Raw genomic sequence first — 12,660 nt, 5'->3', positions numbered from 1 at the left:
CGCGTGGCGGCGTGCGCGCCGCCCCCCCGCCGGGGGGGGGGGGCGCGGTGACCTGCTGAGGATTCCCTGGCGACGCCGGGGCGGCGCGGTGACCTGCTGAGGAAACGCCGCAGCCGGAACCTCAGCAGCTCACCGCCGCCCGGGGTGAGCGCCGCGGAAACCTCAGCAGCTCACCGCTCCCCGGCGGTGACCACCCGGTACCGCACGAACGAGGGCACGATCAGGGCGGCGGCGACGACGCCGATGATCACCAGGACGCCGCCACCCGCGGCCGCCACGGCGGTGCCGGCCATCGTCGCGGCGGCGCCGTGCGCCACGTGGGCGAGGCGCGGGCCACCCGCGACGACCACGATGAAGATGCCCTGCAGCCGGCCACGGACGGCGTCGGAGGCGGCGGCCTGCAGCATCGAGGTGCGGAAGGCGGCCGAGGCCATGTCGGCCGCGCCGCCGATCACCAGCATCAGCACGGCGACGACGAGCATCGCGCGGGCCGCTCCACGGTGCTCGGCGGCGATGCCGATGGCCACGCCGAAGCCGACCATCGCGGCGCCCCAGATCACGATGCAGACGACGACGGCGCGTCCCTGCGCCGATACGCGCGAGACCCACCCGGAGAAGACGCCGCCGATGACCGCGCCCGCCGGGATCGCGGCGAAGAGCAGCGCGAACGCCAGCCCGCCCTCGTCAGGTCCCCGGAAGCTCTCGTGGGCGACTTCGGGGAAGAGCGCCCGCGGCATGCCGAACACCATCGCGATGATGTCCACGACGAACGACATCATCAGCACGGGCTGGGCGCGCAGGTAGGTGAAGCCCTCGATCACCGACCTCAGCCCGGGAGTTCCGGCTGTGCCCTCGATCGGCAGCGACGGCAGCCGCAGGACCGCCCCGAGCGTCGCGAGCAGTGTGATCGAGTCGGCGAGGTAGAGCCACTCCAGTCCCAGCACCGGGATCAGCGCGCCCGCCACCAGCGGCCCGGCGATGCCGCCGGCCATCATGACGGTCATGTTCAGACTGTTGGCGGCGGGCAGCAGCTCGGGTTCGAGCAGCCGCGGGAGCACCGCGCTGCGGGTGGGTTGGTTGACCGCGAAGAACGCCTGCTGCACCGCGAACAGCATCAACAGCAGCCAGACGTTGCGGTTGCCCGCAGCTGCCTGGAGCCAGAACAGGATGCTCGTGCCGATCAGTCCGAGCGTGGTGATGACCAGCAGTGTGCGCCGATCCACGACGTCGGCGAGCGCCCCTCCCCAGAGGCCGAACACCACCAGGGGGACGAGCCCGAAGACACCGGTCAGGCCGACGTAGGCGGAGGAGCCGGTCTGGGCGTAGATCTGGGCCGGGACGGCGACGACCGTCAGCTGCGCGCCGATCACCGTGATGATGTTCGCCGTCCACAGCCGTCGGAAGTGCTCGTTGCTCAGGGGACGGGTGTCGGCCACCAGGCCGCGCAGCCGCGGCAGCGGACGCCGAACAGCACTCACTCAGTCGATGGTGGCACCTGGGAGCCCGCGGGCGTAGGGCGGGTGTCGGCGGGCCCTCACCCGCCACGACGCCCCTACTCGCGGGGGCTCTCCGCCGCGCCCGCCGCATGCCGGCCCGCGAGCTCGCGGTAGTAGATCGCGTTGGTCTCGACCCAGAACTCCGAACTCGTACCCGCGATGGGCTTGGTCGGCTTGCACGGGATCCCGGCCGCGACGTGCTCGGCGGGGATCTGCGCACCCGGGGTGACGACCGAACCGGCCGCCACGAGCGTGCGCGCGCCGACGACGGCGTGGTCGAGCAGGGTGCTGCCGTTGCCGATCAGAGCCTGCTCGCCCACCACGTCGCAGTGCACGATGCAGCCGTGGCCGACGGTGGCGTTGGGACCGACGGTCAGCGTGGCCTCGGGCGCCGCGTGCAGCACCGAGTTGTCCTGGATGTTGCTGCCGGCCTTGACGACGATGGTGCAGATGTCGGCGCGGAGCACCGCGCCGTACCAGATGCTCGCGCCGGCCTCGACGGTCACGTCTCCGATCAGGGTCGCCGTGGGAGCGACCCACGCGTCGGGGTGCACGGTCGGACGCTTGCCTTCGAACTCGATCAGGATCACGGCCGCACCGTAGCCGGGGACGGCGTCGCGGTGGTCGGGGTGTCCGGCGACGTCGGCGTCACGCCGGACGGCAGACCTGACCGTCGAAGTACGCCGTGGGACCGCTCAACAGACGACAGGCGCCGGTCGGGAAGAACTCGCCGGCGTTCGGGCCGCCGTTGCACGGGCCGTCGGACTCGCCGGGCGGCTTGATCCAGAGCCTGCCGTCGAAGGCGCCGTCGAAGACGAGCCGGGGGCTCGTGCCGAGCCTGGCCGCGACGGGGTTGCACCAGTCGCCGTTCGCCGGGCCCTGGGCTCCGGCACCGTTGCGCGACGTGTCGACGACGTAGCGCGCGCTGCGGACGCCGCGCTTCTGCAGCTCGCTCAGCAGCGAGCCGGCGAAGGCGTGCTCGGCGGGCGTGGTGCGCGAGTTGGAGACGTTGGTGGAGAAACCCCGAACCTCGGCCACGCCGGCGCGCACCAGCAGCGGCGCCATGTGGGCGGCCGTGCGCCAACCCGAGTGACCGGCGTCCAGGTAGACCCATGCGCCCGCCTTGGTCAGCGTGGTGGCGGCGAACTTCAGCAGCGCCACCCGGTTGCCGGGGTCGGTGCAGCGCGGGTCGCCGACGAACGGCAGCGCGTCGGGCTCCAGGATCACGATGGGTGAGCTGCGCTTGATCCCGGCGGCCACCCCCTTGACCCAGGCGCGGTAGGAGCTCGCGGTGACCTGGCCGTTCTGCGAGGAGTACTGGCCGCAGTCGCGGTCGGGGATGTTGTAGACGACGAGTACCGGGGTGCGGTTGGCTCCCTCGGCCCGGTCGATGTAGGCCGCGGCGGCACCGCGCGCGGCGCTCGGGGTCGGGTAGGCGTCGGTGAGCCAGAAGCCCTGGGCCCGCTTGCCGATGAGGCTGAACGCAGGCCCCGCCTGGGCGGCCCTCGACGTCGGGTCGACGTAGAGCGGGCGGGTCAGCCGCGGGTCGCGACGGCGCTCGGCGGCCCGCTGGGCCGCGGCGCCGCGGTACGCCGGGACGTACTCGACCGTGATGGTCGACTCATCGGATGCGACGCTCGCGGGTGCGTCCGCGACAGCGGAGTTCAGCCCCGAGCTCACCATCAGGACGGCGACGACGAGCGCGCCGAGGGTCGCCGGAATCATCCGCACCGCCTCACGCGTCCGCACCGAGCCCATCACCGGACCATCGTCCGCCATGGCGCCCCTCTGAGTCACACCTTTGAGTGATCCTGGAGATCCGATGAGAAATCTCGGCCGGGGGTGTCGTATCTGTCCTAGCCCGTTCGTCGGATAGATGAGAGGCAGCCGATCGGCTGCCCACCACGCCATCCACCAGGAGAATCAGATGCCTCAGTTCATGCTCAGCGTGCACCACGACCCGGCCGAGGACGAGCGGATGGGCGCCATGACGCCCGAGGAGATGCAGCCGATCTTCGAGGCCGTCGACGCGTTCAACACCGCACTCCAGGCCGACGGTGCCTGGGTGTTCGCCGGCGGCCTCCAGCCGATCGAGGCGTCGACCTGCGTCGACAACACCGGCGAGTCCTCGATCGTCACCGATGGCCCGTTCTCCGAGTCCAAGGAGTATCTCGGCGGATTCTGGATCATCGAGGCGGCCGACCTCGACACCGCGCTCGCCTGGGCCGCCCGGGGCTCGCGTGCCTGCCAGGGCAAGGTCGAGGTGCGTCCCTTCCAGGGCGAGTGAGCGGTCCCGCATCGGGCGGAGCCTCGGACCCGGTGGGGCCCGAAGCGAGTTCGGCGACAGGTCGGGAGCTCGGCCACGGCGCCGTCGAGCTCGTCTTCCGTGAGGAGTACGGCCGGATCGTCGCGTCGCTGACGCGGCGGTTCGGCGATCTCGATCTCGCGGAGGACGCCGCGGCCGAGGCGCTCGCCGTCGCCCTGGAGCGATGGCCGGTGGACGGCGTGCCCGCCAACCCGGGCGCGTGGCTGGTGACGACGGCGGGCAACCGCGCCCTGGATCGGCTGCGCCGCGAGAGCAGACGCGAGACGAAGCAGGAGGCCGCGGTGATGCTGCACGACGACACTCCGCACGCCCCCACCGGGCCGATCGAGGACGATCGCCTCCGGCTGATCTTCACCTGCTGTCACCCCGCGCTCGCGCCGGAGGCGCGCGTCGCCCTCACCCTCCGTCTGCTCGGCGGTCTGAGCGTCGCCGAGATCGCCGAGGGCTTCCTCGTGCCCGAGACGACGATGGCCCAGCGCATCACCCGGGCCAAACGGAAGATCGCCGCCGCGCACATCCCGTTCCGGGTGCCGGCCGAGGCCGACCTGCCCGAGCGGCTCGGAGCGGTCCACGCCGTCCTCTACCTGATCTTCAACGAGGGCTATCTCGCGACCTCGGGGGTCTCGACCCGCGACGATCTCGCCGTCGAGGCCGTCCGGCTGGCGCGCCTGCTCCACGGCCTGCTGCCCGACGACGTCGAGACGGCCGGACTCCTCGCGCTGCTGCTCCTCACCGAGGCACGGCGGCCGAGCCGGTTCGGGAGCGATGGCGCTCTGGTGCCGTTGGGCGAGCAGGACCGCGGCGGTTGGCACCGCGAACTCATCGACGAGGGGCACGCACTCGTGCGGACCTGCCTGCGGGTCGGGCGGCCGGGTCGATATCAGCTGCTCGCCGCGATCAATGCAGTCCACACCGACGCCCCGAGTGGTGCCGACACCGCCTGGGACCAGATCGTGCAGCTCTACGACCAGCTCGTGGCGCTCGACCCGAGCCCCGTCGTGCGACTCAACCGCGCGGTGGCCGTGGGGGAGGTCGACGGACCCGACGTCGCACTGGCCGACGTCGAGCGGATCGGTCTCACGACCTACCACCCGTGGCACGTCGTGCGGGCCGAGCTGTTGCGACGTCTCGGGCGCGGAGCGGAGGCGCGTGGCTCCTACGACGCCGCGCTCGCCCTCATCGACAACCCCGGCGAGGTCCTCTACCTGACGCGCCGGCGCGATCAGCTGGCCGGTCCGCCGGCGGAGTCGTCGTCGGCGCGGGAGAACCCGCTGCCGTAGCTCGTGGTGCCGACCGCGATCGAGTACTCCGCGTAGTAGGACTCGACCCCGGCGCGCTGGGCCCGGCGGTGTCGCGGGTGCTCGCGCCACGCGCGGTGGGACTCGACGTCGGCGAAGGTCACCACGGTGCAGCGCTCGCCGTCGTCGGCGACGAAGGTCTTGGTCTCGACGAACCCCGGCATCGACCGGGCGAGCTCGGCCACGACCTGCAGGTCGGCGGTGTAGGCCTCGACCGACTCCGGATGCAGCCGATTGCGGAACACCGTGACGACCTGGCCGACCTCGGGAGTCCTCATGTCGACCATTCTCGGGCTGCCGGGGATAGCGCGGCCGCTTCCGAACGGGTACGCGGCGTGTCTGACCCGGAACGGTTCGATTTCGGACGGCTATCCCCTCCGAACGCCCCGCGGGGCGGGGCTAGTGTCGACGACGTGACCGACGCACCACTCACCCCGCTGACCCTGCCCGCCGACGACGCCGCCCAGGCGTGGGTCGCAGACCGCGCCGAGGCGGGTCTGGCCGCGGCCGCCGCTCTGGCGCAGGAACTGCGCGAGGCACCGCCGTCCGAGGCGCTCGCGGTGCTGCAGACCTGGGATGCGCTGATGCTGCACCTGGGCAACGTCGCGGCGATGGGCTCGCTCTACGGCAACGTGCACCCCGACGAGGCGGTGCGCACGACCGCCGAGGGCGCCGAGCAGGACGTCGACCGCGTGGTCACCGAGCTGAGCCTCGACGCCGAGCTCTACGCGCTCTTCGCCGGCCTCTCGGCCGAGGGCTTGGACGCCGACGCCACCCGGCTGCTGGAGAAGGTGCGACGCGACTTCACCCGGGCGGGCGTCGACCGCGACGAGCCGACCCGGCGCCGGATCGCCGAGATCCGCGCGCGCATCACCGAGGTCGACCAGGAGTTCAGCAAGGTCGTGCGCGACGACGTCCGCACCGTCCGCGTGGCGGCGGAGCGGCTCGCCGGGCTCCCCGAGGACTTCGTGGCCGAGCATCCGGCCGAGGACGACGGTCTGGTCACGCTCACCACCGACTACCCCGACGCGCTGCCGGTGCGGATGTTCGCCGAGGACGCCGAGTTGCGGCGCGACATGACCCTGGCGTTCCTCGACCGCGGCTGGCCCGCCAACGACGCACTGCTGCGCGAGCTCTTCGACCTGCGCCACGAGCTGGCGACCCTCGTCGGGTATGCCGACTGGCCCAGCTACGACGCCGAGGTCAAGATGATCGGCACGGGTCCGGCGATCGGGGAGTTCATCGAGAAGATCGCCGACGCCGCCCAGGAGCCGATGGAGCGCGACCTCGCGGTGCTGCTCGAGCGGTACGTGCGCGACGTGCCCGGGGCGACCCGCATCTCGCCGTCCGACGCGCTGCACTACGAGGAGCTCGTGCGCCGCGAGCAGTACGACGTCGACGCCCAGCAGGTGCGCCGGTACTTCTCCTTCGAGAAGGTGCGCCAAGGGCTGCTCGACGTCACCGGCCGCCTCCTCGGCCTGACCTACGTCGAGGTGCCCGACGTGGTGACCTGGCACGAGGACGTCACGGTCTACGACGTCCGAGACGCGACGTCGGGCGCCGAGCTGGGTCGCATCTACCTCGACCTGCACCCGCGCTCGGGCAAGTACGGTCACGCGGCGCAGTTCACCCTCACCGACGGCGTCGCGGGCCGTCAGCTTCCCGAGGGCGTGCTGGTCTGCAACTTCTCCCGCGGGCTGATGGAGCACGACCACGTCGTCACGCTGTTCCACGAGTTCGGCCACCTGGTGCACCATGTCCTGGGTGGGCACGGCGCCTGGTCGCGCTTCGCCGGCGTCGCCACGGAGTGGGACTTCGTCGAGGCGCCCAGCCAGATGCTCGAGGAGTGGGCCTGGGACGCCGAGATCCTGGCCTCCTTCGCCACCAACGCCGACGGCGAGGCGATCCCGGCCGCGCTGGTGGCCGCGATGCGCCGCAGCGAGGACTTCGGTGTCGGCTACCGGGTGCGCGTGCAGATGTTCTACGCCGCCGTCTCCTACCTCTTCCATCTCGAACGCCCCGCCGACCTGACGGCGCGCATGGTGGAACTGCAGGAGCGCTACTCCCCGTGGCCCTATCTCGAGGGCACCCACTTCTTCGCCAACTTCGGCCACCTGGGTGGCTACAGCTCGGCGTACTACACCTACACCTGGTCGCTGGTGATCGCGAAGGACCTCTTCAGCGCCTTCGACGCCGACGACCTGTTCGCGACCGAGGTCGCGCACCGCTACCGCTCCCGCATCCTGGAGCCCGGCGGGCGTCGCGACGCAGCCGACCTGGTCAGCGACTTCCTGGGCCGGCCCTACACCTTCGATGCCTACGCGGAGTGGCTCGCCGGCTCGGCCTGATCGCTCCGATCGACCCGGGGCACGTTTCTCCTCCTCTCCTCAGGGAATCGTCGTCGTCAGACACGACTCGGCGTGCGAGGAGGAGACGACGGTGACGGATGCGGACTACAGCGGGGAGTACTGGCGGCTCGAGGGGCTCATCGAGGAGGTCGTCGAGGCCGCCTGCCAGGCGGTCCTGAGGATCAACGGGTACTACCAGAACTCCTCGGGCGGCTACTCCGCCAGCGGTGGTCCGGAGGAGTACTCGGTGCCCGGTCCGGGCTCGGGGCAGTACCCCGACGACCCGCTCCCCAACTACGTCGGCCCCGACGGCTTCCCCGAGCAGGTGCAGTCGATCGGCGACATCTACCGACTGATGGAGGAGCAGATCCCGCCGATCTTCGACTCGCTCCTCGGCCTCCCGCACGAGGGCATCTTCGAGAGCAAGGCCGACGACGTCCGGCTCGCGCTGATGCAGCTCTCCGCATCGGGGTCGCGAGGCGCCGGAGACGGTTCGAGCGACGCGCCGTCGAGCATCGACTACGAGGGCAACAGCACCCTCGCACTCGCGACCGACGTCGCGCAGACGCTGAAGACCTGGCAGGGAGCCGCGGCCGATGCGTTCTCCCAATACCTCAACGTCTTCACCGTCGTGGTCGGCAACCAGGCGCTGGCGTGCGAGGTGCTGCGGATCAGCCTCTACCAGCAGTCGGAGTTCTTCCGCCGGCTGCGTTCGGATGCGGTGGAGCTCGCCCACAGCGCGATCGAGGCCTTCAACGGCTGCGGGGGCATCACGGTCGGCGACGTGAAGGCGGCGATGTCGGTGGTCGGCACCGTCAACACGGTGCTCGGCTGGTTCCCGGCGTTCAGCGTCATCACCGGACCGGTGAGCACGGGGATGAGCGTCACCGGCCTGCTGGTCGACACGTTCGGCGGTGAGGCGGCCGAGCCCAACGACCTCGCCGCACGGTCGCCGCACGACGTCATCGCCAAGATGAACAGCGCCGTGTCCGACCTCCAGGACCGCAGCCGCACCGTCGAGGGCGACATCGAGAAGGGCCTGGAGAACCTGAAGTCGCTGCTCGACCAGACGCCGGCGGCTCGCCCGAGTGGCGGTCTCGACCAGGAGGCGTTCCGGCTGGCGCGTCCGGAGCAGACCTACAGCGCCACCGGTGTCGACGACTTCATCACGCCGGGCGTCGTCGTGAACGCCGACAACATCGCGAACGCCGCCGACCTGCTGGAGAAGGACCTCGCCTACGAGATGGGCCAGGCCTGGACGGCGCTCGAGCGAGTCCCGGGGTACCAGAGCTGGGCGCGCGACTCCCGGATCGGCACCGGCATCTACGGATCGTCGCAGGAGTACTTCATCGCCTCCCTCCAATTGGAGGAGGAGATCCGCGAGACCGCCAACGAGATGCAGTGGGCCGCGGAGATGTTGCGGGCGATCTGGCAGGACGTGTCGGGCGTGGACGACAACGTGGGGCAGGACTTCCAGGCCGTACGCGACCGGATCATCACCTACGACACCCCGCCGGCCGCCACCCCGCCGCCGTACGTGTCCGGCGGTCCGACGCCGTACTGACCGACGTCCCCGGGTCCGCGCACGCCGGGTGCCGCCGAGCCGGCAGGGGCTCGGTGGAACCCACCCCGGGTGGCGCTACTCGCCGGTAGCCTCGGTGTCGTGACCACTCCTAGCTTCGAGCTGACCCCCGACCACGTCGAGCTGCGCGACTGGCTGCACACCTTCGCTGCCGACGTCATCCGCCCCGCGGCGTCCGAATGGGACGAGCGCGAGGAGTTCCCCTGGCCCATCGTCGAGGAGGCGGCCCAGGCGGGCATCTACTCGATGGACTTCTTCGCCACCCAGGGCTTCGACGAGACGGGGCTCGGCATCCCGGTCGCGATGGAGGAGATCTTCTGGGGCGACGCCGGGATCGGTCTGGCCATCGTCGGCACCGCGCTCGCCGCGGCCGGCGTCAGCGCCAACGGCACGCCCGAGCAGGTGCTGGAGTGGGTGCCGCAGATGTTCGGCTCACCGGGCGACCTCAAGCTCGCCGCGTTCTGCTCCTCCGAGCCCGACGCCGGCTCCGACGTCGGCTCGATGCGCACCCGGGCGCGCTACGACGAGGCCACCGACGAGTGGATCATCAACGGCACCAAGACCTGGGCCACCAACGGTGGTCTGGCCGACGTGCACGTCGTCACCGCCGTCGTCGACCCCGACCTGAAGACCCGGGGTCAGGCCAGCTTCATCGTGCCGCCGGGTACCGCGGGCCTCGCCCAGGGCCAGAAGTTCCACAAGCACGGCATCCGAGCCAGCCACACCGCCGAGGTCGTGCTCGACAACGTGCGCGTTCCCGGGTCCTGCCTGCTCGGCGGCAAGGAGAAGCTCGACGAGCGGCTCGCCCGCGCGCGCGAGGGGTCGGGCGCCCGGGGCAACGCCAGCATGGCGACGTTCGAGCGCACCCGGCCCGCCGTCGGTGCGCAGGCGATCGGCATCGCCCGGGCGGCCTACGAGGTCGCGCTGGACTACGCCAAGACCCGCGAGCAGTTCGGCAAGCCGATCATCGAGAACCAGGCCATCGCGTTCGCGCTGGCCGACATGAAGACCTCCATCGACGCCTCCCGACTGCTGGTGTGGCGCGCGGCCTGGATGGCGGCCGCGGGCCGCCCGTTCGTCGCGGCCGAGGGCTCGATGTCGAAGCTGATGGCCGGCGAGACCGCGATCAAGGTGACCGAGAAGGCGATGCAGATCCTCGGCGGCAACGGCTTCACCCGCGAGTACCCCGTCGAGCGCTGGTCGCGCGACGCGAAGATCTACACGATCTTCGAGGGCACCTCGGAGATCCAGCGTCTCGTCATCGCCCGCACCATCTCCGGCGCACCGATCCGCTGAGGACGGCTGGGCGGTGACGCAGCGACGTGACCGGTTCGACGGCGCGATCGCGGGGGTCGGGACGACGTCGGGGGTGCGCGTGGTCGTGGGGCGATGGGTGCGCAGCCCGTTCGGGACGTTCGCCGACGTGATGGTCGAACGCGCCGACGGACACCGGCTGCTGCTGGCGCCCTCGCACGAGGTGGCCGACTACGTGGCAGCGACCTACTCCTTCGACGAGGTGCGCGTGGAGTCGGTGACGGTCCGCGCGGAGGCAGGGCGCTGGAGCATCGATGCCGACTCCCTGCGGCTCGAGCTCGCGATCGGACGGCGCACCTGGCTCGGCCGGCTGTTGGTGCTCGTGCCCGGGCCGGTCGCCCGCGCACCCTGGTGGTGCGCCCTGACGGATCCGGTCGCACGGGTGCTGCTGCGTGGCGTCCGCACGCGTGGGAGCGCCGGCGGGGGACGGCGGGAGTGGTACGGCGCGACCGGCCACCGGCACGTCACCTCCGCCGTGGGCGTTCTGGACGGCGTCGACCTCGGGAGCCTCGCCCCGGTGTCGCCGCCGCCCCGGTTCGGCTTCTCCTCCACGCCGCCGACGCCGTCGGTCACCACGGTGACGACGACGGTGGCGACACCGGCCTGACCCCGCCCCGCCTGATCCGGCGGAACGCCGGGGGGTGTGGCTCGTTGAGCCCGCGTGCCCCGCCCGAGCCCACGCAGCCGACGCCGCATCGCGGCAGCCACCGCTCTGCTCGCGATCGGTGTCTCCGCACCGGTCGTGCTCGCGGCGAACCCGTCGCAGGCCGCGCCGCCGTTGAACCCACTGTGCCTGCCGTTGGCCGCGGGCACGACGGGCCTCTACGGCGTCGGGACGACGCTCCCGGTGCTCTCCCAGGAACTCGCGTCCGACGGCATCGGCGGCCTCGGCCCGGTCGCCGATCGGCCGCTCCCGCGCCGCGTCTGGTTCAAGGACGGTCGGCACGCGATCAGCAACACCTGGGCCTTCGCGCTGCGCGACGGCGATCTCTTCGTCGCACCGGCCGAGCGGGGCGTCGTCGGTCCAGGCGAGCGGTGGCGCCGGGTCGTCCTGCCGGCCTGCCTGGCCGGACGGGTCGCCCACGTCAGCGCGGACAACCGCCTGCTGACCGTGCAGACCGCCGACGGTCAGGTCTACAGCAACGACATGCCCGGCAACGACCTCTCCCCGGAGAGGTGGACCTGGCGCTGGGGCCCCTACCTCTGGATAGGTGCGGGGGTGCGGATCTGGCGCGACGTCACGGCTGCCGCCGCCTCGGAGTTCGCGGCCCCGGAGACCTTCACCGACGTCGCGGGTCGGCGACACCAGCCGATCGGCGTGGCGACGTACTACCTCCTGCGCGACGGCGGCCGGCGGATCACCTACCTCGACCCGTGGCTCCCCTCCGATCGCAGCCGCGAGGTCTGCACGCCCGACGACGGGTCCACGCGGCTCGCGAACCTGGATGCGAGCGGATCCACGGTGTTCGCCGTGGCACGCGACGGCTCGCTGCACACCCGGCTCTACGACTTCGACATCAGCGGAGCCAACCCCATCTTCGGCTCCTACACCTGGCAGACCGGGCTCGGACCGCGCGACTCGCGTTGGCAGCTGCCGGCTCCCGGCTGGGAGCGCCAGGCTCCACCGCCCGGCCCGATCACCGACCAGGTGTCGATCGTGAGGACAGGGTTGGACGCCGCGCAGCGTGAGCTGCGGGTCGCGGCGCGCTGGCAGGGCCGCACGGGGGTGTGGACCAGGCCGCTCGCCGGTCAGCGGTGGAGCTTCCACCCCGGGCGGGTCCAGCTCGGCCGGCGACTGCCGCTCCGCGGGTCCGACACCGTGCGTCCGCAGACGGTGCGATTCCTCGGTTCCCTCGCCGGTGCGCCCGCGGAGATCGGCTCGTTCGACTGGGCCTGCACGCCGACCCCGCTGCGGGTGCGCGTCGGCGGCCGCTGGCTCGCGCTGAGGCTCTGGGCGTACGACGCGCTGCGCCAGCATCCGCGCGCCGTCGGGCTGGACGACGTTCCGCGGCTCTACAACGCCGCGATCGAGCTGCCGCCGTCGAGCCGCGCCGACCTGTGGCCGGCCGCGCGCAGCTGGGTCGCGCGCCACCTGGACGGACGGTTCACCGTGGCGCCGATCGAGGTGACGGCGACCCGTCTGCGGTTCCGGGTGCAGTGCTGGCAGCTCACGGCCGACGGTGCGCCGCCGCGGCCCGATGCGCTCGCCGTCCCCGACACCGGAACGCTGCTCGACGCGGTCATGGAGATCCGCGACGGCGGGGTCCCGGCCGGGCGGTGTTGAGCAGTTTCACCG

The 12,660-nt window shown here is 71.9% G+C and carries 11 protein-coding genes; 7 read left to right on the top strand and 4 right to left on the bottom strand.

The features are described 5' to 3' along the window. Positions 1-170: 170 nt before the first annotated feature. The 3 genes from KSO97_RS10435 to KSO97_RS10425 form a co-directional block, all read right to left on the bottom strand. Positions 171-1,478, bottom strand: coding sequence for an MFS transporter (locus tag KSO97_RS10435; RefSeq protein WP_232678579.1), 1,308 nt, complete (start codon positions 1,476-1,478; stop codon positions 171-173). A gap of 74 nt (positions 1,479-1,552) precedes the next feature. Next, complete coding sequence (locus tag KSO97_RS10430; protein WP_232678577.1) at positions 1,553-2,086, bottom strand: gamma carbonic anhydrase family protein; 534 nt, start codon at positions 2,084-2,086, stop codon at positions 1,553-1,555. 58 nt (positions 2,087-2,144) lie between these two features. Then, positions 2,145-3,275 (bottom strand): glycoside hydrolase family 6 protein, encoded by a 1,131-nt coding sequence (locus KSO97_RS10425; RefSeq protein WP_232678575.1) that lies wholly within the window; start codon positions 3,273-3,275, stop codon positions 2,145-2,147. A gap of 148 nt (positions 3,276-3,423) precedes the next feature. Between KSO97_RS10425 and KSO97_RS10420 the strand changes: the two genes are divergently transcribed. Continuing rightward, positions 3,424-3,783 carry a YciI family protein gene (locus tag KSO97_RS10420; protein ID WP_232678573.1) on the top strand — a complete coding sequence of 120 codons (360 nt, stop codon included), beginning with the start codon at positions 3,424-3,426 and terminating at the stop codon, positions 3,781-3,783. Positions 3,784-3,815: 32 nt separating this feature from the next. Beyond that, positions 3,816-5,102, top strand: coding sequence for an RNA polymerase sigma factor (locus tag KSO97_RS10415; protein WP_232678571.1), 1,287 nt, complete (start codon positions 3,816-3,818; stop codon positions 5,100-5,102). Here KSO97_RS10415 and KSO97_RS10410 read toward each other — a convergent pair. Beyond that, on the bottom strand, positions 5,045-5,398 hold the full coding sequence (locus KSO97_RS10410) for an antibiotic biosynthesis monooxygenase (protein WP_232678569.1): 354 nt from the start codon (positions 5,396-5,398) through the stop codon (positions 5,045-5,047). The two genes, KSO97_RS10415 and KSO97_RS10410, sit on opposite strands and share 58 nt — an antisense overlap. Positions 5,399-5,533: 135 nt before the next feature. Here KSO97_RS10410 and KSO97_RS10405 point away from each other — a divergent pair, with 135 nt between their 5' ends. The 5 genes from KSO97_RS10405 (at position 5,534) to KSO97_RS10385 (ending at position 12,648) form a co-directional block, all read left to right on the top strand. Next, complete coding sequence (locus tag KSO97_RS10405) at positions 5,534-7,468, top strand: M3 family metallopeptidase (protein ID WP_232678567.1); 1,935 nt, start codon at positions 5,534-5,536, stop codon at positions 7,466-7,468. Positions 7,469-7,559: 91 nt separating this feature from the next. Beyond that, positions 7,560-9,032, top strand: coding sequence for a hypothetical protein (locus KSO97_RS10400; protein WP_232678565.1), 1,473 nt, complete (start codon positions 7,560-7,562; stop codon positions 9,030-9,032). A 99-nt stretch (positions 9,033-9,131) separates the two neighbouring features. After that, positions 9,132-10,346, top strand: a complete 1,215-nt coding sequence (locus KSO97_RS10395; protein ID WP_232678563.1) for an acyl-CoA dehydrogenase family protein — start codon at positions 9,132-9,134, stop codon at positions 10,344-10,346. A 13-nt stretch (positions 10,347-10,359) separates the two neighbouring features. Continuing rightward, positions 10,360-10,971 carry a hypothetical protein gene (locus KSO97_RS10390; RefSeq protein ID WP_232678561.1) on the top strand — a complete coding sequence of 204 codons (612 nt, stop codon included), beginning with the start codon at positions 10,360-10,362 and terminating at the stop codon, positions 10,969-10,971. A 54-nt stretch (positions 10,972-11,025) separates the two neighbouring features. Continuing rightward, positions 11,026-12,648 (top strand): hypothetical protein, encoded by a 1,623-nt coding sequence (locus KSO97_RS10385; protein WP_232678559.1) that lies wholly within the window; start codon positions 11,026-11,028, stop codon positions 12,646-12,648. Positions 12,649-12,660: the final 12 nt, after the last annotated feature.

The sequence above is a fragment of the Nocardioides sp. R-C-SC26 genome (assembly GCF_021246465.1).
Taxonomy (GTDB): domain Bacteria; phylum Actinomycetota; class Actinomycetes; order Propionibacteriales; family Nocardioidaceae; genus Nocardioides.
The sequence above is the reverse complement of the archived record's forward strand: the minus strand, read 5'-3'. Positions and strand labels throughout refer to the sequence as shown.

Coding starts and splice junctions, on each gene's coding strand:
- KSO97_RS10425 (WP_232678575.1), bottom strand. CDS start 3,275: ATGGCGGACGATGGTCCGGTGATGGGCTCGGTGCGGACGCGTGAGGCG.
- KSO97_RS10420 (WP_232678573.1), top strand. CDS start 3,424: ATGCCTCAGTTCATGCTCAGCGTGCACCACGACCCGGCCGAGGACGAG.
- KSO97_RS10410 (WP_232678569.1), bottom strand. CDS start 5,398: ATGAGGACTCCCGAGGTCGGCCAGGTCGTCACGGTGTTCCGCAATCGG.